Annotated in this window: 15 protein-coding genes; 4 read left to right on the top strand and 11 right to left on the bottom strand. The window is 37.6% G+C overall.

Features of this window, described 5'->3' with window-relative positions; translation table 11 throughout:
- Window positions 1-5: 5 nt before the first annotated feature.
- Complete coding sequence (locus FHG85_RS00775) at window positions 6-2,057, bottom strand: ComEA family DNA-binding protein (RefSeq protein WP_173072375.1); 2,052 nt, start codon at window positions 2,055-2,057, stop codon at window positions 6-8.
- Between the two features lie 8 nt (window positions 2,058-2,065).
- Window positions 2,066-2,854: a PorV/PorQ family protein gene (locus FHG85_RS00770; protein WP_173072374.1), complete on the bottom strand. Its 789-nt coding sequence runs from the start codon at window positions 2,852-2,854 to the stop codon at window positions 2,066-2,068.
- Between the two features lie 183 nt (window positions 2,855-3,037).
- On the opposite strand from FHG85_RS00770, the gene hpt reads away from it, so the two are divergent.
- From hpt to FHG85_RS00755, 3 genes are all read left to right on the top strand, one after another.
- On the top strand, window positions 3,038-3,577 hold the full coding sequence (gene hpt / locus FHG85_RS00765) for a hypoxanthine phosphoribosyltransferase (RefSeq protein ID WP_173072373.1): 540 nt from the start codon (window positions 3,038-3,040) through the stop codon (window positions 3,575-3,577).
- A 119-nt stretch (window positions 3,578-3,696) separates the two neighbouring features.
- A complete protein-coding gene (locus tag FHG85_RS00760) occupies window positions 3,697-4,737 on the top strand; it encodes an inorganic phosphate transporter (protein WP_220429217.1) in 1,041 nt (346 codons plus the stop codon).
- A 29-nt stretch (window positions 4,738-4,766) separates the two neighbouring features.
- Window positions 4,767-5,855 carry a mannose-1-phosphate guanylyltransferase gene (locus FHG85_RS00755; protein WP_173072372.1) on the top strand — a complete coding sequence of 363 codons (1,089 nt, stop codon included), beginning with the start codon at window positions 4,767-4,769 and terminating at the stop codon, window positions 5,853-5,855.
- 73 nt (window positions 5,856-5,928) lie between these two features.
- Here the strand turns inward: FHG85_RS00755 and porN are convergent, their stop codons facing one another.
- From porN to topA, 7 genes are all read right to left on the bottom strand, one after another.
- Complete coding sequence (gene porN, locus FHG85_RS00750) at window positions 5,929-6,801, bottom strand: type IX secretion system ring subunit PorN/GldN (protein ID WP_173072371.1); 873 nt, start codon at window positions 6,799-6,801, stop codon at window positions 5,929-5,931.
- Window positions 6,802-6,808: 7 nt separating this feature from the next.
- Window positions 6,809-8,449, bottom strand: coding sequence for a type IX secretion system motor protein PorM/GldM (porM, locus tag FHG85_RS00745; RefSeq protein WP_173072370.1), 1,641 nt, complete (start codon window positions 8,447-8,449; stop codon window positions 6,809-6,811).
- A gap of 22 nt (window positions 8,450-8,471) precedes the next feature.
- Window positions 8,472-9,737 carry a type IX secretion system motor protein PorL/GldL gene (gene porL / locus FHG85_RS00740; RefSeq protein WP_173072369.1) on the bottom strand — a complete coding sequence of 422 codons (1,266 nt, stop codon included), beginning with the start codon at window positions 9,735-9,737 and terminating at the stop codon, window positions 8,472-8,474.
- Between the two features lie 38 nt (window positions 9,738-9,775).
- Entirely contained in the window at window positions 9,776-11,104 is a 1,329-nt protein-coding gene (gene porK, locus FHG85_RS00735; RefSeq protein WP_173072368.1) for a T9SS ring complex lipoprotein PorK/GldK, read from the bottom strand.
- 57 nt (window positions 11,105-11,161) lie between these two features.
- Window positions 11,162-12,115, bottom strand: coding sequence for a PorP/SprF family type IX secretion system membrane protein (locus tag FHG85_RS00730; RefSeq protein WP_220429216.1), 954 nt, complete (start codon window positions 12,113-12,115; stop codon window positions 11,162-11,164).
- A gap of 215 nt (window positions 12,116-12,330) precedes the next feature.
- Window positions 12,331-13,494, bottom strand: coding sequence for an arginase family protein (locus FHG85_RS00725; RefSeq protein ID WP_173072366.1), 1,164 nt, complete (start codon window positions 13,492-13,494; stop codon window positions 12,331-12,333).
- A gap of 8 nt (window positions 13,495-13,502) precedes the next feature.
- Window positions 13,503-15,833, bottom strand: a complete 2,331-nt coding sequence (topA, locus tag FHG85_RS00720; protein WP_173072365.1) for a type I DNA topoisomerase — start codon at window positions 15,831-15,833, stop codon at window positions 13,503-13,505.
- Between the two features lie 209 nt (window positions 15,834-16,042).
- Here topA and FHG85_RS00715 point away from each other — a divergent pair, with 209 nt between their 5' ends.
- The gene (locus FHG85_RS00715) at window positions 16,043-18,388 is read left to right on the top strand and encodes a penicillin-binding protein 1A (protein WP_246249238.1); all 2,346 of its coding nucleotides are present in this window, start codon (window positions 16,043-16,045) and stop codon (window positions 18,386-18,388) included.
- Here the strand turns inward: FHG85_RS00715 and FHG85_RS00710 are convergent.
- Together FHG85_RS00710 and FHG85_RS00705 are read right to left on the bottom strand one after the other, a co-directional pair.
- Window positions 18,385-19,971 carry a dipeptide ABC transporter ATP-binding protein gene (locus tag FHG85_RS00710; protein WP_173072364.1) on the bottom strand — a complete coding sequence of 529 codons (1,587 nt, stop codon included), beginning with the start codon at window positions 19,969-19,971 and terminating at the stop codon, window positions 18,385-18,387. The genes FHG85_RS00715 and FHG85_RS00710 overlap by 4 nt on opposite strands.
- On the bottom strand, window positions 19,971-21,239 hold the full coding sequence (locus tag FHG85_RS00705) for an NAD(P)/FAD-dependent oxidoreductase (RefSeq protein ID WP_173072363.1): 1,269 nt from the start codon (window positions 21,237-21,239) through the stop codon (window positions 19,971-19,973). The genes FHG85_RS00710 and FHG85_RS00705 overlap by 1 nt, the downstream gene beginning before the upstream one ends.
- Between the last annotated feature and the right edge of the window lie 97 nt (window positions 21,240-21,336).

Genomic DNA, 21,336 nt, shown 5'->3' with positions numbered 1-21,336 from the left:
TCCTTTTAGAACCTAAACCTTAACATACATTTTACTTCGCTGCGAGTGCTCCCCTCAATAGCATCAAGACCACTTCCAATGACATCCATATTTTTATAGTACGACTGGGCAAATCTTAGCCAAATGTCAGCATTCTTTGTCAAACCATATTTAAACATCAGCATAAACCTTGTTCCATTGGAATAGTAAGCTGGAACAGTAAATGAGTACAGCATATCATTTTCATAGGAGTAAATTCTACTACTCCATGATTCTGTGTCGAATATTGCAAATCGCATTCTAATACTAAGAGGAGTTTTACTAAGATTTATGTTGATGTCTTGAGCTATCATAAAACCATGCTCTCCACTTAAAAGACTATCGGTCTTGTAATTCGATAGCTCAACAACCGATTTTAAGTTCATCCAATTCATAGGTTGATAAAACAGCTGCATTCTTAAGCTCTGACTAATTTGGTTCATAACTGGCATAACCTGTAAGCTGCTAATACTCTCGTTACCTTGTCGCTGTTTATATCGATATCTAAGTACAACCCGAAAATAAGGATTTATTACATTCTCCGACTGTAAAAGTAAATCTCTTCCAACCGATGGTGCATAAACCCCGTAACGCATCCAGGGGAATTGGAATAAATCAACATATCCTAACAATTGCCAATCTTTGCCAGCAAGTATTTTAAGACCCAAAAGCAACCCATTCTCATTTGCTGAACCGCTCCCCTCAGCGAGTGCAGCAGTATAACGTGTGTCATAAGATGGGCTATAACTTCGGCCTAAAACCGAAAAGAACAAACGGTTGCTCAACTTTAGCTCCCCACCTGCAAGCAATGCCACATTTCGAGTTAACACATTAACTCCAATCTCTCCGTAGAAAAGATGTTGTCGGTAATAGTAATCGGCATTAATTCCACATACTAAACGCTCAGTTGCAAGCGGCTCCAAGCTATAAAAAGGTCGTTTAATTAAGTTTTCGGCAAATATCCGATTATAAAAAAACGTTGAGCCCACCTTAAGCCTTCTATACGATAGAGTTACATTGCTACCAACCACAAATTCAGGAGTAGTATGCCTGTTCTGTATTTCGGTGTAGGTTCGGTGGTAACCCGACTCTGGCAAAGAGGTAAAGGCAATAGCAACATCATCTATGGTATCAGCTATGTTTGCATCAATTTTCCTATACGAAGAAAAAACGCTTATATCAATTTTTTTAAAGTTAAACGTTAACCCAACTCCTCTTAAAAACAACGATTCGTAAGCCGATGAGTGGGGAATAATTCCTCGACCACGTTTATGCAAACCTGTTAAACTAGCAGACTTCCCAAAGGTAAGGCTATTCCAAAACGTTAAACCCTGACCAAACTCCGCACGATAATCACCAATAACACATTTTTTTAACCTACCAATATCATTAGCCATCGCATATCCAGACAGGTAATCTAATCCAGATTGAAAGGTTCCGTCAAAAAAAGGCTCTCCTGCATCCTTTTCTGCAGTTAAGCCAATTTGTAAATTGCTCGCTCTATACCTATAACGAGAATATAGCGCCAATTTGCTTCCAAGATAATAATTGGTTATTGAGGATTTATTAGAATATCCTTTAGGTATCTCGAGCAATGTTTTTAATCGAGTAGCAAATTCATGTTTCCCCTGAATAAAATCCTGGGTAGTAACATGCTGAACCATATCTCCAGCATAAACAAACGGTTCAAGATGCTTAACATCCACTAAATCGAACCCAGGCACAAGTTGTAACTCGTAAATGCTTAGAAACTTACCTGTGGAATCAATATAATCAAGCAAACTTTGGATTTGGAACTCACTCAAAAAGAACAGTTTTTTCAGCTCAGAATAATTTGTGGAATTCAAATTAATGGGATTCTCTGCAATATATAACAATTCCTCTACAAGTTCTGAATAATCCTGTTCGGACTCTGATTGGGAAACCAAATCCTCAACAATATCTGCAATAACTTGACGAGGTTCTTGAGCCTCCTGAGCATAAGCAATAAAAGTATTAAGAGCAAAAAGGATGACTAATATATAGCTACGAATCAACATTCAAACCACTAACTTTTTTTAGTGAATAGGTATGAAATTGAAAGTTTTGGAGTAAAACCAAGGTATTGGTTATGTGAAAGGCAAAAATCGACATGAAAGGTTTTTACCGGCAACCCTACTCCTACCGTTATACCTTCGGGACTTACAGTGGAATATCCTATTCGGAAGGCTATGCCTTTGGAAGTGAAATATTCCATGCCAAACCTAAATGCAGGTTCTCGTTGAGTATCATCATCTAGCTGAGAAACAATTTGTATTCTATCCGATAATAAATAGGTTAATCCAACCCCCATTAGAACAGGTATATCAGCCAGATTGTCGAATTTGGAATGAGTTGGATTAAAAAGATAAAAACCAACTACCAGCTTATCGGTTGGTAAGTAATGTATTCCTCCCTCAATCAAATACGCATTATCGTTCCTATACTCCCCAATAATTTGAAGTCTAGTAAATGAAAGTCCCACACCAGCAACAAATCGTTTACCTAAATGCATTCCGTAACCTACACCAGCTTTAATCCGACTAAATGCGTTATAGCCAAAATGGGAAATATTTATTCCAAATGAGCCAGGAGTAACCGGTATTGTAACACCAATTGAACTTTCCCCTAACTCTTTAAGCAAAAAGCGATTCTCGTGATGAACTCCTGCCCAATATAACCTTGAATAGCCTAGCGCAGCAGGATTTAATAAACTTGCTTCATTTGATCTTAAGCTAATCCAAGTATTCCCCATGGCAGAACCACTTCCTGATACTGGAGCTTCGGGAAGCTGTCCAAAAAGAGGAAGGTATGCCAATAGAATTAGGTTCAAAAAAATTAAACGCAACACAGCAACAACTGCCTTTTTATAAGCAATTTAACTAATTTAGGGCATACTTTCAAGATGTTCACTAGGAACATGCTATAATTGAATTGTTTGATATGAATTATACTGATGTTAAGAAAATCAGCTAACTTTGTGTTTTTAAAAACAGAAGCCATGAAACAGGTAAAGCTAAAAGATAAGGAGTTCAGACTAAGTTATCCAGAATCGGAGATACAAGCCGATATTGAGGCAGTTGCCAAAAAAATTAATAATGACTTTGCCAGTAGCAAAGAGATCCCATTATTTATAAGCGTGCTTAATGGCTCCTTTATGTTCACTGCTGACCTGTTAAAACGGATTACAATTGATTGTGAGGTTTCATTCATACGATTGGCTTCATACCAAGGGACATCTTCAACAGGAGTAGTAAATGAGATTCTAGGTTTGAGCGAAAATGTTAAAAACAGAACATTAATCGTAGTTGAAGATATAGTTGATACTGGCGTAACACTTTCCAAACTCTATAAAGAGTTAAATAAGTTAAACCCTAAAGAAATACGTGTTGCAACTTTACTTTTTAAGCCCGAAGCATATAAAGGGGATATTAAAATTGACTATATAGGTCGAAGCATTCCTAATGATTTTATTGTAGGCTACGGGTTGGACTATGATGGACTTGGTAGAAACCTTCCTGATATTTATACTGTCATTTAATCATTTATCACCCTAGTCTGTTGGATTCTGAAATGCATTAGACCTTCATATTGAGTTAGGGTTGTAGTTCACTTCAAATTTGGTTAAATTTGACAGGAAATAAAGACCAGCTTTTTTAAATGGATGCACTTATCAACAGCCACTTTATAATCCCTTTCCTTATTTCAATGTTTCTTGCAATAAACATGGGCGGGAGTGGTACAGGACCTGCCTTTTCCGTTGCATACGGGGCAAATGTTTTAAGAAAGACTGCCATACCTTCCCTTTTTGGATTAATGGTTTTTTTAGGTGCTATTACTGCAGGTAAAACAACTGCAACAACTGTGGGGAATGGATTAATTAATCCAATTCTTATGAACTATGCACAAGTGTCAATAATACTTTTTTCGGTATCAATTTCACTTTTAATTGCTAACTTATTTGGTATACCTCAATCAACTAGCCAGGCAACTGTTCTTGCCATAATAGCTCCTGGTATCTATTTTCATGAATTTAACTCAAACACTATATTTGTTGAGGTTATTCCAACTTGGTTTGTCCTCCCCATAATTTCATTTATTCTTTCGTTTCTTATTGGAAAGTACATTTACACCCCGCTCCGGCGCCGGGGATACACAATCTCAAGCAAAATAAACGATCACTACATGCTCCGTGGTGCAATTGTTTTTGCATCGCTTTACGTTGCTTTCTCTATTGGAGCAAACAATGTTGCCAACGCAAGCGGCCCTTTAACCTCCATGACAATAAATGAGCTAGGTATATCAACTACTAGTCCGAGAGTGCTAACTCTAATTATGATTATGTCAACAATGGTTGTTGCTCCTAGTTTTGGTATTGGTAGCTCAGTATTTGGTGAGAAAATATTGAAGAACACAGGAAAAGAACTATTTCTATTTGGACGAATTGAAGCAGTAATAATTGCTGTTATATCAGCATCGCTATTGTTAGCTGCATCTATTTTAAAAGGAGTACCTACCTCACTAGTTCAACTTAATGTTGGTGCAATACTTGGCATTGGCGTTGCTAGGCTTGGACCTAAAAACATATTTAGGAAGACTGCAGTTCGCCGTTTCTTCCTAATGTGGCTAATAGCTCCAATAGTTGCTTTTTTAACCTCTTGGTATTTAACATATCTAGCCGATAAGTTTGGATATTTATAGTATAATTTTTGGAAAAACACCAATTAATAATGACACAAAGAAAAGATATTTACTGTATAATAATGGCTGGAGGGATTGGTAGTAGGTTCTGGCCATTAAGCCGTACAAGCAAGCCTAAGCAATTTATTGATATACTTGGGACTGGCAAATCGTTGCTTCAACAAACATTTGAAAGAATGGTAAATATTTGCCCAAAAGAAAACATCTTAATAGTAACAAGTTCTGCATACGATAAGTTAGTCCATGAGCAAATACCTGGTTTAAATGAAAATCAGGTTCTACTTGAACCATTAAGGCGAAATACTGCTCCATGCATAGCGTATGCTACATATAAAATTAAAAAGCAAAATCCTGAAGCAGTAGTTATTGTTGCTCCAAGCGACCATTTAATTCTTAATGAACAAATTTTCAATGAAACTATTATTCAAGCAGCAAACTTTGCATCAAATTCCGATGCATTAATTACACTTGGAATAACTCCTAGTAGGCCCGAGACAGGCTATGGATACATTCAAATAGGAAAACCTGTTAAAGAAACCCCTTCACTTTTTAAGGTGAAAACATTCACAGAAAAGCCAAACCTTGAGCTAGCAAAGAAATTTATGGAGAGTGGTGAGTTTTTCTGGAACTCAGGTCTTTTTGTATGGAGCATTTCAAGCATCACTAAAGCATTTGAGAAATATTTGCCTGAAGTAAACTCCCTGTTTGAGGAACTTTTACCTATTTATAACACTGAAAAAGAAGAGGAAGCCATTTCCAACACATACGCTGAATGCCGTAACATATCTGTTGACTATGGTATAATGGAGAAAGCAGACAATGTTTACGTCTTTTGTGCAGAGTTTGGATGGTCCGACCTAGGAACATGGGGTTCATTGTATACCCACTTACCTCACGATTCAAATGGAAATGCAGCAGTTGCAAAAGACCTTATGCTTTACGAAACCAAAAATTCCATTTTCAACATCCCACAAAGTAAACTTGCTGTAGTTCAAGGATTAGAAGATTATATAGTTGTTGATACTGAAGATGTTTTACTTATTTGTAGAAAGCAAGATGAGCAAAATATTAAGAATTATGTAAACGAGATTTTAATAAACAAGAAAAATTTTGCATAATGTCTTTTCATTCCTTTTATATTAAAAAAGCCGCAAATCTTATGATTTGCGGCTTTTATTATGCTTTATTAGTCTAGTACTCCCAAAGATCGTGTTCAAAATTAAAAATGTCGGTCTTAATCCTTTCGGATTCAAGCAGTGTTTCTAAGCCAGAGAATGTATAATCTTGTATAAGACGATTGTCCCAAACATTTGATTCTCTAATAATGTATGAATCAAATCTTCTTTTCCAGAAGATATCGTCAAACGAAATGCGCTGTGCATCGTTAAAGTTGTTAAACACATCAGTATTAGCCAGAACGTTTCTTGCCTCAGGGAAATACACCCAAAAAGTTTGTATTCTTTGAAGCTGACCAATTTGCTCCTCGTCGCCGCCTGTATTAAGGATTTGTAGCCTATGCATAATAGGGCAAATTCCAATAATACGAACCTCCATTACAGAACGCTGTTTATCAAAGAACCAATCTTCTTTGATAAGAAGTTCCTTAATATCGTTCCATCGTATTTGTCCTTTGATGGTAACCTCAACCTCATTACCATCCTCATCGAGCTGCTTTTCTATTCTATCTTTAGCATCAAGTTTCTCAAGCACCTGTTCATATGTCATCCTTGTAGTGAACTCATCATCTATAGGATCGTATGCGTTAATCTCATTATACTTAATTGCCCTAACAAGTCGTTGAACCAAACTCTCCCTATCTTGCATTAGGACAGTAGGATAGTAAAGAGGATAGTTCATCTTCTGGCGTAAGTCAATTACTCGCCAAATCCTTTTTGACCAAAGCACATCTGCTTCGCGGACAAACTGATAGGGCACTGGTACCCTTGCTGGCATTGTTTCGCGAGTATAAAAACCATCTCTTTCGAGACTTTCCTTACGATCCTGTGCTTTAGCAGCCGCCGAAGCAACAATTATGGCAATGGCAATTAAAAAAATCTTTTTCATGGTAGTATTATCTAATCTTTAGAACCAAATCATTCAAATCAACAACATCACCACTAGGCCCAACAGCCTTCACGTCGGTTAGAACAACCTGACTGCCAGGGCGTAGCGATCTTATAATACGTTTTTGCTCTTCGGTAAATCTAGAACTTTTTGACTCCTGTTCCTGCAAGAAACCGCCAACTGTTGCCGATAACTTAAATCCAACAACTTTAAATTTAAGGTCAAAATCAAAGTCACGAGGCATTTCTGCAACAACACCCAATGACGCTTCAAGAACATTCCTGTCAACAACCTTTCCTGTTACCCCTAAAACTCTTGGTGTAGGAGGTGGAACATTCTTAACACGGAATGTTTTTGTTCCCATTTTCACCTTTTTACGTCCTTCGTTCTCGGCATAAACAGCAATATTTACAGTAGAAACACCTCTTCCGGGTTGCACAATGTACGACCCCAAACCAACCCTTTTAATAGAACCACTTGAAATAGTAGGTGAAATTTTATCGGGAGGGAAACCTGGAACAGATATATCAACTGGGTTGTCAACACCTCGATACAAAACGTTCATTTTGGTCGCTGCAATAACCACATTAGGAGGCATCACGGTATAGGAATGTTTAAAGGGACGCCTTACTATTGTTCCATCTGGCGCTTTCATTTCAATCAATCCCTGCCAGTTAACAACTCCTGTTCTTGATGCCTTACGAATAAGTAATGCTTTTCCACTTTCGTTTACTGGAATATCCTCAACACTTCCCACTGGTTCGTAGTCGTAACTATTAGTCAATTTATTGAAAGTGGAGTCATAACGACAAAGATAGACCTTAGGTACTTGCGTAGTATCCGATGCAGCTAAAAATATCTGAGCACGAAACTCACTTCCCTGGAAGATTATGTTTGAATTTGGAATGACAGTGGCTTCTAACTTGTTAAACTTAAAATCAGTTGCTCCAATACTTCCTAATAAATAGTTTAAAACCTCAGCCTCAACATTAAGTATATCCACTTGCACCTTAGTTAGCTGAGGGATTACTGCAATTAATGGGATATGTTCAAAACGTGCACTCTCCCATGTATTGTGGGTTCCATCTTCTTTTACAGGAGGATCATCGGTATTTAATATTCCTCTAATTGACTCTATCAGTTCAGGAGCCTTCTTCTCATCAATAATACTAATAATATACTCTCTAAACTCTTCTAGCTTTTGTTTTAAAACTTTAGCCTTACCATTACCATCAATACCTATTAAGATAGTTGCAGCCTTATCTAAATCACTTTTACCATTAATAAACTCACTCTTTATTACATCTCCCTCAAGTGCCGGAGAGTCTTCTCCTTCTGAAGCTATAACTATCTCTTTTTTAGGGTCAGCAACATAACCATATATATCTTCTACTCTCTTCTGTATCTCATCGGCTTTTTGCTTATAAGGTCCTACTTTAACAGGATTGACACTATAAGCAGAAGAAAATTCATTATATAAGTTTTTATTCTTTAAACGATAATTTTCAGTAGTTCTTGCCAATCCATTATCAACCAAAACAAATGCTTCTAGAACTTCAGAGGATACGTTAAGTGCAAGCATAGCTGTTAGCACGAGGTACATCATGCCAATCATCTTCTGCCTGGGAGTCTCTTTTCCGTGTGCCATAAATATTTAACTATATTTAATGCTACTTTCCGTTTGAAAGAGCGTTTATGGCAGTCAACATATTGCCATAAATACTATTCAATGCTTCTACATTGTTATTTAACTTTTCTACTGATAGACGGAACTTTTCTGTTTCATCAATTGTAGCATTTAGGTTTTTAACCATTCCATCTACTCCTTTATAAACCTTTTCAGCCTCTTTCAACCTTTGACTTGTTTCATTGAGGTGAAGTTCATGTGCAGCATTCAAAGCAGCCATGTTCTTATTGAGGCGTTCAAGTTGCTCTTTGTATGCAGAACTTCCTTGAGTTATAACGTTACCGTTAGCACTCATTGCTTCAGCAATTTGCTGGAAGGTGTTTGCAACTTGGGCAGCAGTTTGCTGATAGGTACCTGCTAAACTATCAGCAGATGTTTTTATGTGTTGAGTAACCTCATCGGTTGAATTTAAAATTCGTTCACTAACTTTTTGTCCAGCATTTGTAAGTTCAGCCTCTAAATTTTTTACAGAATTATTTACTCCATCCATAAAATTTTTCCCACTCTCAGACATTACCCCAGCAGTTTGCTGTATATTCTGGTTAAGGATATTAATGGATTCATTTAGCGCTTGTCCACTCTGAGAGTAGTTCTCTGTGAAGATGCCAACGCTTTCCGAAGCTTTCTTTAACTTTTCGTTAAATGTTTTTACAACCTCTGCTGAATTAGTTATATCTGCAATTTTACTTGAAGCATCGCCCAATTTATTAAGACCTGCGCTTACCTTATCAAATAAAGCAGGGCTAATTTCGGCATTTTCAAGCATCTTGTTAAACTTCTCGGTAAAAATTAGTGCACCAGGCATGCTGCCTCCTTGAATATGTTGTGAAGGAGCAGCAACGTGTTCCTCCTTTTTAGGAGCAGGAGATGTAGCCTGAGTTGATGTAACGGCACCTCCAGCAGGCATTGCTGCAAGAACGCCAGTTATAATTTGTTGAACATCTTCGGCAGAAAGACCTTGGTTTCTGGAACGCCGATATCCTGAGAGTTCTTCCTCATCGGACATGCCAGTAAGTTCAGGATAAACCAAAGTCCAGTCTACCTCCTCGTGAATGGGTTCGAATGCAGAAAAGAAGAAGATAATCGCCTCGGTTCCCATCCCCAAAAATAACATTTCGCCAGCACCTTTAAGATGAAGTATTTTAAAAAGAGCACCAAGTATAACTATAGAAGCACCCCAACCATACAGGTACTTCATGAAGTTTTTCCACTTTTTGGAGGTTACAATTTCTTCTATATTAATCTTCATAACAGTAATGTTTTCAAATTAATTTACTTAGCATTGTACTATTTAGCACCTAAATAGGAACGTACACAACGGAAACCAATGTACGATTTTGCTGAATCTTGATATTCGTATGTACGAGTTCCTACTTGCAAGAAGTAGCTAATATCTTTCCAAGAACCTCCTCTAACAACTTTTCTTTTCAAAGCTGGTAAGTCGGATGGCTTAGCATTATACTTATAATCGGGGTTCATATCATGAACAAACGAATAGGCGCTCTCATCATAGGCATTTGCAGTCCATTCTGCAACATTTCCTGCCATATCGTATAGGCCATAGTCATTAGGTTCGTAGGTTCCAACAGGGATAGGGATAAGGCCACCATCATCAACATAGTTTCCACGTAAAGGCTTAAAGTTAGCAAGGAAGCACCCTTCAATATTACGTGTATATGGGCCACCCCATGGATACATGCTGTGATTTAAATCGCCGCGTGCTGCATATTCCCACTCGGCCTCTGTAGGTAGGCGAAAATCTTGAACAGACAGTCCTTCAGCCTTTAAATACTTATTAAGTAGTTGTGTTCGCCAAATACAAAAGGCAGTAGCTTGTTTCCAGGTTACCCCAACCACAGGGTAGTTATCAAAGGCTGGGTGCCAGAAATAGCTATTGGTATAAGGTTCGTTAAAAGCATAGGTAAAGTCTGAAACCCAACAAAGGGTATCGGGATAAACGTTAACCTTATCACGCATTATAAAACTCTGACGATTATCAACTTTTACCCTCTCTCCTAGGCTGTTAATAACCTCACCCTGATCGTAGCTCAGGGTTTCATAGTTATAACGATTGCGTTTTAAGGCTGCTTGCTTTATGTCAATCCAATAATACTCATAGAAAAGCTTTCGAGTATCGATTTCTTTTCTTCCAAATAGTTCATCGTCTTTGGAATAATACATGCTGTTAAGAACCTCCTTTTGCTCCTCATCCTCTAGGTCGATTGGAGTTTCCCAATTAATTACGGGAGGATCAAGAGGATTACCATAGTAATCTTCAGTAATAAGGAAGTCTTCATTTATTTCTCCTAATAAACGACGAGCAATTGAGTCTCGTACATAATAAACAAACTGTCGATACTGGTTATTGGTGATTTCAGTTTGATCCATCCAAAAAGCTTCAACCGAAACAGTCTTTGTTGGAGCATTAATTGACCATGCTACATCCTGGTCGTTGCTACCCAATGTGAACGATCCCATAGGGATAAACACCATACCAAGGGGTGTTGGTTCTTGAAAACTGTTTCTTCCTGGAACTCCTGTAAGCTCGCCTGTATTCGCAGGTCCACATCCGTAAAGGATGAATGCCAAAACACCTATGGAGAGAATTTTTTTCATAAGGCTTCGTTTATTAAGCAAATAACGTAATTTTTTTCGTTCAATTGTCATTAAAGTCTATAAAAATCGCAAACTTTTATACTGTTGTGGTGGTTTTTCCTTTTTGAGCTGGAAATTGTACCCCACATAAAACTCATGTGATCCGTCGTTATACTTGCTTATTTTGGTTAAACTGAACTCATAAGCATAGCCAATTTTAACTCCGTTAAATAGTTCAAAGCCCACCATCGCAGTTAAAGCTTCAGCTACACGATAAGAAACGCCCCCCCAAAACTTTTTATTGTATCGTACAATAGAATTTATTGCAAGTTTATTCATTTTCAAATCGGTATGAATAAGAACGGATGGTTCATATTGCCAATTGTTCCCTGCAAAATCAATAATATAGCCCCCAGTCAAATAGAACTGCCTTGTATATCGTGCAGAGAGAGGCGCTTTATTCATTTTGGTTTCGTTTATGTGTAATGCCGAAACGCCAAAAAACATGTAATCGGTATTGTAAAATAATCCAGCGCTTAAGTCAAGATTAATAGAACTTTCTTTCTGATCTGGGATTGCATCATCGGTACCTCCTGCAGGATAGTTCCATGTTGGGTTTATAGAGTTGTTAATAAATCCTACGCCAACACCAACCCCTAGATTACCGTCAACCTTTTTGATATTAAACCTTGCGGCATATGAAAGATTTAAACCAATATCACTATTAAATCCAAACCGATCGTTTAAGATACTCAAACCAACTCCACTTTTAAACCCAAAGGGTGCGATAGGTGCATTTATTCCTAAATTAGTGGTTAAAGGGGCTCCCTCACCAAAACCAGACCACTGAATACGATTTATTGCACCAACCCCAATCATGTTTTTTTGGCTTCCTGCAAAACCTGGGTTTATGCTTAAGGGGTTAAAAAGGATTTGATTAAACTGTGGATCCTGCTGTGAAAAAACAGACAAGACTGGCAGTATGAGCATTAGCAAAAAAAACGATATTTTATTTACAGTAACTCTTCGCATTGAAAGCAAACAAATGGTTTTATTTATCCATACAACTAAAAAGTAAAGTAAGTAAAAATTTTATAACCGTACAAATTTATTAACAAAATATGTTAACAAAGATGCGTAATGCTTTATACATTCTTATTAGGTCTAGAGTTACTATTATTCACGATTTTTTTTGAAAATCAGCCTTTCATAATTGAAGCATCAATATGGTTTGATAAAGGTAGATTCTAAATGGTTTGTGCCTTTTTATACCATCGTAACCATTTATCTGGGATATCTTTATGGCTTGCACTTATGTAATCGGAAGGAGAGCACCTTACCAATATTTTATCACGTAAAACTTTTCCCTTATTTGCAACTGGTACCTCAAACCACCACTTATTTTCCAACTCATTCTTGTAAAATGTCAGGTCAACATTTTCAATGTCGGTGCTAACCACGTACTTCTTATTATAAGGGAGGTTTTTGCGTGGATCTAATATTTTCCGATGCGAAACGCCCTCAATGTAGTGCCATAAAACTTGAGCAGCAAGCATGGCTGTAAGCTCATCAATAGTAGATTTTGCATTAAACCCGCTTAATCCAAAAAAGTGATTATTCTGACCGACTCCGGCATATCGTGCAAGAATGCAAGCTTCCTCGGCATATAAACCATTGGGGGTTGGACATTCTGCAGAAGGTGCATCACAGGCTCTAATTGCGGAAAAATCGAAACTTACAATATGAGAATCATACAATACGGGCTCGACATCGGCAAGGTTCCCACGTAAATTCCCCAGCCTAATAGTTTCGTGCTTACATTCAAAGACTCTCCTAATAGCCTGACTTGATGTAAAATACCCCTGGATACCCAGAAAACTTAAATCAATAAGCTGTTCGTAAGGCTCGTCAATTAAAAGGTTAGCAAAGTTGTTTGCATGGAAATCCTCCGGGTTATCGTCTATATCGATTTTCCTGTCAATTATTGCCAATCTTAAAAGTGACTCATGTTGTTTCCATGCATTGTAAACCTCAACAATAAATTCCTGCCCTCCACCTATAAGCAAAAGGTTTACCTTCCCTTCTGCTAATGTAGATGAAATATGCTTAATTGCATTTAGCTGGTTTGCAATAGAGAGATTTGCAGAAATGTTACCTGCATCGATTATTTTTCCCCTGCTATATGGTATTGCTGATAAACCCCAAAGCATCTCCCTTATCATGTTTGGGTTCTGAATAGAATTAGCCGATTGTACACCAACAACAACTATATCGTCAGATTCAATGTTTATATGACTGGAAGCATGAAGTTTATAAACCTGCCCGCCAAGACAATGTTTTTTTTCATTAAAAGAATACCTGCCAACAACATCGGCAGGGACTAAATAATCAACCAATTCTTTTCCCAGCATGAATTACTTTACTTTTTTTTGCTTTTGGTTGAACTCTTCTTAGTGGTTTTGCTACCCTTATCAGAATCCTCAATTATCTTAAGACAATCGCTATAGGTTAGTTCTTCAGCATTTGTGCCTTTGGGGATTTTATAATTCTTCTTATTTTTTGAAATGTATAGACCCCATCGGCCATTTAGGATTTTTAATTCAGGATCTTCATCAAATGATTTAATATGTTTTTGTTTCTCCTTAAGCCTTCCCTCTTCAATTATTTCAATAGCTCTATTCAGCTCAACTGTAAGAGGATTATCCTCCTTTTTAAGTGAATAGAATTTTCCATCGTGTCGGACATAAGGGCCAAATCGGCCAATAGCCACAACCACCTCTTTCCCTTCGTATTCACCTAATTTTCTTGGTAATTTAAATAGTTCTAAAGCCTCTTCTAAGGTAATTGTAGATATCAGTTGTCCTTTAAGCAAGCTGGCGTATTTAGGTTTTTCACCGCTCTCAGGGTCGTTATCGCCAATCTGAACAATTGGGCCATACCTACCTATTCTAACAATAACCTTTTTGCCTGTTTCGGGATCAACGCCTAACTCTCGCTCACCCTTCGTATAATCTGATTCCTTTTCGGTTTTTTCGACATTTTTATGGAAGGGCTTGTAGAACTCATCTATCATTTTAGTCCACACAACCTTCCCCTCTGCAATCTTATCAAATCGTTCTTCGACAGATGCTGTGAAGTTGTAATCGACAATATCGGGAAAATATTTTACTAAGAAATCGTTAACAACAATGCCAATATCGCTTGGGAAAAGTTTTGATTTTTCAGCACCAGTTATTTCAACCTTTTGACTCTGCTTCAACTTACCATCCTTAAGAACAACGCTTTGGTAATGCCGTTCAACTCCAGGTCGATCTTCTTTAAGGACATACCCTCTTGATATAATTGTAGAAATTGTTGGGGCGTATGTTGATGGACGCCCGATACCGAGTTCTTCGAGTTTTTTAACAAGGCTGGCTTCAGTATAACGTGGTGGACGCTGAGTAAACCGTTCGTTGGCAACTATTTGTTTAGGATTAAGTTTTTCACCTAATTTAAGGGATGGAAGTAGACCTTTTGTTGCCGATTCGTCGGATTCATCATCAGATGATTCAATGTATGCTTTAAGGAAACCATCAAATTTTATAACCTCGCCTGAGGCAATAAACTGGTATTCAACTCCCGAAATATTAATCTTAATTGTTGTACGTTCCAGCAAAGCATCGCTCATTTGCGATGCAAGGGTTCTCTTTCTTATAAGGTCGTAAAGTTTTTGTTCGGCAGCAGTACCTGGTACTTTTACTTTTTCAAGGTAAGTTGGTCGGATAGCCTCATGAGCTTCCTGCGCACCCTTGGCTTTTGTTTTAAATCGACGAGTTTTGCTGTATTTCTCACCAAATTCCTTACTAATAATATCTTTTGCAGCGTTAAGGGCAAAGTCGGAAAGGTTAACAGAGTCGGTTCGCATATAGGTGATATATCCAGCTTCATAAAGCTTTTGAGCCAACCTCATGGTTTGAGAAACCGAAAAGCCAAACTTTCGGCTAGCCTCTTGCTGCAGAGTAGAAGTTGTAAATGGTGCAGGAGGTGATTTTTTAGCTGGTTTCTTAGTTATATCGTCAACAGTTAGAGTTGCATCCTTGCAATGTGCAAGAAATTTCTTTACCTCATCAAGCGAGGTAAGCTTTTCTGAAAGTTCAGCTTTAAAGGGAATTTCTCCGTCAAATTCTGCAAAAACCTTAAAAAAAGATTTCGCTTTAAAATTGATGATTTCTCGTTCCCGCTCAACAATAAGTCGTAAGGCTACCGATTGTACCCTACCAGCCGATAGAGAAGGCTTAACTTTCTTCCAAAGAATAGGAGAAATTTCGAACCCTACCAACCTATCAAGAACCCTACGAGCCTGTTGCGAGTTAACCAAGTTCTCATCAATGTTTCGGGGATTTTTTATGGCATTTTCGATAGCGCTTTTTGTAATCTCATGAAAAACTATTCTTTTAGTTTTTTTAGGGTCAAGCTTTAACACCTGTGCCAAGTGCCAAGCAATGGCTTCTCCTTCGCGGTCTTCATCAGATGCCAGCCAAACAGTTTCTGCTTCTTTTGCTGCCTTTTTTAACTCATCAACAACTTTCTTCTTATCATCGCTAACTACATATTGCGGTTTGTAGTTCTTTGATATATCAATTCCAAGCTTGTTCTTGGATAAATCGCGTATATGTCCAAAACTTGATTTTACAACAAAGTCCTTACCCAAAAACTTCTCAATGGTTTTTGCCTTAGCAGGCGACTCAACGATGACGAGATTTGAAATCATATCGTGCTTTTTAATTGCCACAAAGTAAAGAAAATGATATGGTATGAACAAAATTATGTTAAAGATTTGCCAATTAAAATACTTGTAAACACCTGTTTTTGTGGCTGTTTCATTTTATTTCACTTAATTAATGGATACGAAAATTTTAATATCAATCATTAATTATTTTAAATTTACAGCTTAATTGTGCTGAATAAAAACTTAATACAATGAAACTAAACGATCCTACGATCATACGCAAGTTTAAATTCTGGTTTTGGGGTATTTTTACTTTTGGTATACTCTTAACTGCTACGCTATTTACCTTAATAGCATTTGAATTTTTTGGCCCAATGCCAACATTCAAACAGCTTGAGAATCCTAAAAGTAATATTGCCTCTGAAGTTATTTCAGAAGACAATGTCGTTTTAGGAAATATTTATAAAGAGTACAGAAGTTTTGTTGACTACCATGAAATTTCACCAAATGTAATAAATGCCTTAATAGCAACAGAGGATGCTCGTTTTCATAAACATAGTGGAATAGATTTTAGAGGATTAGGTAGGGTTATTGTTAAAACCGTTTTAATTGGTAACCGTTCGGCTGGAGGCGGTAGTACCATAACACAACAGCTTGCAAAGAATCTTTTCCCGAGAAACATAAATGGGCAGGAAAACAAAATAGTTAGAACACTAAAGTTGGTTTTAACAAAATTCAAGGAATGGATAACTGCTGTAAAACTTGAAAGAAACTATACTAAAGAAGAAATAGCAGCCATGTATCTTAATGTTGTGGAATTTGGGAGTAATGCTTTTGGTATTAAGGCTGCTGCTAAAACCTTTTTTGATACCACACCTGATTCTCTTAAAATTGAACAAGCTGCACTTCTTGTAGGAATTGTAAATGCACCAACCAGATATAGTCCGATACTAAATCCTGAGAAGTCCTTGGCAAGGCGGAATATTGTTCTTGGCCAGATGTACCGATACGGGTATATCTCTAAACAAGAATTTGATTCATTATCAAGTATCCCAATCCAACTAAAATACAAGTTACAAACTCATAACCGAGGGATTGCTACCTATTTCAGAGAAATGCTGCGGCTTTTTATGACCGCCAAAGAGCCAAATCCTAAAAGATATTACTCTCATGAACTTTACAAAGAGGATTCCTTGTTGTGGGAAACAAATCCTCTGTATGGATGGTGTAATAAAAATAAAAAACCCGATGGTACACCTTATAATATATATACCGATGGTTTAAAAATTTATACTACCATTAACTCTCGGATGCAACGGTATGCTGAAGAGGCCTTAAGATCTCACCTTAAAAATGACTTACAACCCGCCTTAGACAATGAAATTAAGAACAGAGGAAATAGAATATTTTATGATATAACCACAGAACAGGTCAAACATATCCTTTATTCGGCCATGAGGCAAACTCAAAGATATAGAGGACTTGTTGCAGCAGGGGCATCGCGCGATAGCATAATTGAAAATTTTAACCAGAAGATTCCCATGCGGGTCTTCTCATGGAGTGGTGATAAAGACACCATAATGTCACCCCTTGATTCTATCAAGTATTATAAAAAGATTCTAAGGTCTAGCTTTATGGCAATGGATCCACACAATGGAAACATTAGAGCCTATATTGGAGGACCAGATTTCAGGTACTTTAAATATGATATGGTTCGACAAGGTAAACGTCAGGTTGGTTCAACCATTAAACCTTTTCTGTACACCCTTGCCATGCAAGAGGGCTACTCGCCATGCACAAAGGTTCCAAACGTTAACCAAACATTTGTTGTGGGCGATACCATTTGGTCGCCTAGGAACTCTGGTAGATCAAAGTACGATGGCCAAATGGTAACTTTAAAATGGGGGTTGGCCAACTCAGTAAACAACATATCGGCATGGATAATGAAACAATTTTCACCCGAAGCAGTTGTTGAAATGATAAAACAGCTTGGGATTAGAAGCCATATTGAACCCGTTCCCTCCATTTTCTTAGGTACATTTGAATTTAGCCTTTATGAGATGGTTGCTGCTTACAGCACTTTTGTAAATAAGGGCATTCGAGTAGAACCCATATTTGTTACTAGGATTGAGGATAAGAATGGGAATGTCCTTTCATCATTTAACACAAAAAAGCAAGAGGTCATTAGCGAGCAAACCGCCTTCTTAATGATAAACCTTTTAGAAGGGGTGGTCAATCAGGGAACTGGTATTCGTCTTCGTTACAAGTATAACCTTCCAGGACATATTGGAGGCAAAACAGGAACTACACAAAATCATTCCGATGGTTGGTTTATGGGAATAACACCTAACCTTGTTGCTGGAGTTTGGACGGGCGCCGAAGACAGATCGGTTCATTTTGAGAGGATATCGCTTGGACAAGGTGCTAACATGGCCCTACCTATCTTTGCCCTTTTTATGAAAAAGGTTTATGCAGATTCTACGTTAAACGTATCACCAGACGACGATTGGCAGAGACCGATTATTGGCGGACACATAAACCTCGATTGTGAGGATCAAAATACAAATTACGAAATAAACGAGATTGAAATTTACTAAGTGCTTATAGCTGGAATAGAATCTATTAACTTTTGGGTATATATACTTTGGGGCTTGCCAAAAACATCTTGGGCAAGCCCTTGCTCTTCAATCATTCCTTTGTTTAGTACAACAACCCTGTTACAGAAACTTTTTACTATGGATAAGTCGTGCGAAATAAATAGGTAGGTTAGGTTAAACTCCTCTTTTAATCTGATTAAAAGATCTATCATCTGTGCCTGAGTAGAAACATCAAGAGCCGAAAGGATTTCATCACAAACTAGTACTTTAGGATTAAGGGCTAAAGCCCTAGCTATTACAATTCGTTGCCGTTGACCTCCTGAAAATTCATGAGGATATCGATTAATACTATTTGCCGCAAGCTGCATCACATCAAGCAGTTCAATTACCCTTCTTCGGGCTTGTTTCAGAGTTCCCAACCGGTGGTAAATAATGGGTTCCATTAATGCCTGGCCAATAGTTAATCTGGGATTTAGCGAAGAGTATGGGTCTTGAAAAACAATTTGTACTTCACGACAGAACCTCAACCTATCCTTCCCTTTAAGAGTATCAATAGAGAGCCCCTTATACCTTATTTGTCCACTTTTAATGCTAGTTAACCCGAGCAAAGCTCTACCAATAGTGCTCTTCCCTGAACCCGATTCTCCAACAAGGCCTAATGTTTCTCCTTCAAAAATGTCGAATGATACATCTTTTACTGCGCGAAACCCCTCACGAAACCAACTATTGCTAGCATACTCAATGCTTACAGATTTAAAGGATATCAAAGGTGTAGTTTTATAAGTGTGGCTTAACCCTATCAAATTGTTTAACTTTTGCCTAAAACCAATTAGGTTCTTTGTGTAAGGGTGTTTTGGATTGCTAAAAATATCTAATACCGTACCTTTTTCTACAATTTCACCTTGTTTCATTACCATAATGTTATCGGCAACCTCCGAAACAACAGCTAAATCGTGAGAGATAAAAATTATGCTGATATCCCTTTGGTCTCGAATATCACGAAGTAGTTTTAAGATCTCTTTCTGTACGGTCACATCAAGTGCAGTTGTTGGCTCATCGGCTATAAGTAATTTAGGATTGCCAGCAAGGGCAATTGCAATCATTACCCTCTGTTTTTGTCCACCACTAAGCTGGTGCGGAAAGCTGTTGTAAATTTTTTCGGGATTGGGAAGCTGCATCTCAGTAAGTAGCTCAATAGAACGTTCCCTAATAGCTTTACCACGAAGCGTTGTGTGTAGCAGAACAGCCTCGTCAATCTGCTTCCCGCATCGCATAGATGGGTTTAAGGAGGTTTGGGGTTCCTGAAATATCATCGCCATAGCACCACCACGCAATTTCTGGTGTTGCCTTGAATCGATTTTAAATACATCGATACTTCCACTTTCAGTTTCCAGAATAGCCTTCCCTTGCTCAACAATAGCATTTGGAGGTAAAAGCCCCATTAAGGCTAGTGCAGTGATTGATTTTCCTGATCCTGATTCTCCAACAAATCCAAGAATTTCCCCTTGATTAAGGTTAAAACTTACATCCGATACAACCTTTTTCCCACCAAACGAAACCGTTAATCCAGAAACCTTCAGCATTAGATATCGGAATTATAGTTAGCACTCAAGATAGCCTCAGCCATTAAATAGCCATGCGCTGTGGCATAAATAATTGAACGAGTAGCACCTGAGCAATCGCCTATAAATTTCAAACGGTCAGAAATCCTATTATTCAACCTGTTAGAGTAGAACTTTATTTCAGGTGCATAAACCAAGTTATCGTTATTAGCTACACCTGGAATAACCGTATTCAAATTTTCAATAAAGTCGATAATACTCTCTATTATTCTTCGAGGAAATGCCAGATTAACATCGCCTAAGATAAAATTCTTAGAATCGAGTGTAGGGTGCACTCTATATAGGTTCTTTGTTCTTTTTGATTCCTTGAAGTGGCTATATGTTTGAAGGATTACCTTTCCTTCCCCTGCAAGGAGGTTGGAAAGTTTAGCAATATAGGAACCGTAACCAATGGGGTCGTTAAAGGGTTCTGTTAGAACTAGTGATGCAAGAATGGCAAAGTTTGTGTTATTGCTTTTTTCGCGCATCTTGGCATGCCCATTAACAGTTGTAAAATCGCCATAGTTCTCAGTAACCACATAGCCAGAAGGGTTGTTGCAAAATGTGCGAACCATATAACCTGTACGGCTCTTATACTTAACCTTAAATTCGTACATTTCACGGTTAAGCTCATCGACAATATGGTTGGGTAGCTCATATCGAATTCCCAAATCAACCTTTGTGTTATTACGGATTAGCTGTGGATACTGATTAATCACTGAATTAATTAGTTTGTGACCGCTCCTACCAACCGCAATAACTGCCATATCAAACTTATCGTCACCATTAATAATGACACCTTGGGCAGTTTCATTTACCTCAGCTACCTCAACACTAAAATGAAAGTGAATGTTTTTTGATTTTGAGAACTGATCATATATGTTATAAAGAACCTCCTTTAGCTGGTCGGTACCAATATGATAAAATTGTGATGTTATTGGTAAAAATCCTTTCTCATAAAACTTTTTATAGTAAACCTCCGATGCAAAAGAATTACCAGTCTCAACCTCCTTATTATCGGTAAAATTGATATAGTAATCAACAAATCTTTTTTGTAGATGCGGGTCAATATAAATTTCACCTCCCATTTCGGTGGAAACAAAAAGCTTCCCATCGGCACGAATACCAGAGATGCTTGAAGAGTAGATATCTTTACTTTTCTCAAAAACATGAACCTCGTGTTCAGTGTCTTTTAGCTTTTCTAGCAAGCCAATTGCTGCTGCACCAAAGCCAATAACTGCAATTTTCATCAGTATAAAATTTCAAAATTTTTTACAATAGCAAGATACACATTTTCGCTCAACACATTAGAAAAGAGGCAACACCTATGTTTTGTTAATCCACCAT

Origin of the sequence: Tenuifilum thalassicum, assembly GCF_013265555.1 — a bacterium.
In the GTDB taxonomy this organism is placed as follows: Bacteria; Bacteroidota; Bacteroidia; order Bacteroidales; family Tenuifilaceae; genus Tenuifilum; species Tenuifilum thalassicum.
The sequence above is the reverse complement of the archived record's forward strand: the minus strand, read 5'-3'. Positions and strand labels throughout refer to the sequence as shown.

Bases quoted from the DNA above. Each gene is read 5' to 3' on its own strand.
- porL (WP_173072369.1), bottom strand. From the start codon at position 9,737: ATGAAGATTAATATAGAAGAAATTGTAACCTCCAAAAAGTGGAAAAAC.
- porM (WP_173072370.1), bottom strand. From the start codon at position 8,449: ATGGCACACGGAAAAGAGACTCCCAGGCAGAAGATGATTGGCATGATG.
- FHG85_RS00730 (WP_220429216.1), bottom strand. From the start codon at position 12,115: ATGCGAAGAGTTACTGTAAATAAAATATCGTTTTTTTTGCTAATGCTC.
- porN (WP_173072371.1), bottom strand. From the start codon at position 6,801: ATGAAAAAGATTTTTTTAATTGCCATTGCCATAATTGTTGCTTCGGCG.
- FHG85_RS00755 (WP_173072372.1), top strand. From the start codon at position 4,767: ATGACACAAAGAAAAGATATTTACTGTATAATAATGGCTGGAGGGATT.
- porK (WP_173072368.1), bottom strand. From the start codon at position 11,104: ATGAAAAAAATTCTCTCCATAGGTGTTTTGGCATTCATCCTTTACGGA.
- FHG85_RS00725 (WP_173072366.1), bottom strand. From the start codon at position 13,494: ATGCTGGGAAAAGAATTGGTTGATTATTTAGTCCCTGCCGATGTTGTT.
- topA (WP_173072365.1), bottom strand. From the start codon at position 15,833: ATGATTTCAAATCTCGTCATCGTTGAGTCGCCTGCTAAGGCAAAAACC.
- FHG85_RS00775 (WP_173072375.1), bottom strand. From the start codon at position 2,057: ATGTTGATTCGTAGCTATATATTAGTCATCCTTTTTGCTCTTAATACT.
- FHG85_RS00760 (WP_220429217.1), top strand. From the start codon at position 3,697: ATGGATGCACTTATCAACAGCCACTTTATAATCCCTTTCCTTATTTCA.
- FHG85_RS00710 (WP_173072364.1), bottom strand. From the start codon at position 19,971: ATGCTGAAGGTTTCTGGATTAACGGTTTCGTTTGGTGGGAAAAAGGTT.
- hpt (WP_173072373.1), top strand. From the start codon at position 3,038: ATGAAACAGGTAAAGCTAAAAGATAAGGAGTTCAGACTAAGTTATCCA.
- FHG85_RS00705 (WP_173072363.1), bottom strand. From the start codon at position 21,239: ATGAAAATTGCAGTTATTGGCTTTGGTGCAGCAGCAATTGGCTTGCTA.
- FHG85_RS00715 (WP_246249238.1), top strand. From the start codon at position 16,043: ATGAAACTAAACGATCCTACGATCATACGCAAGTTTAAATTCTGGTTT.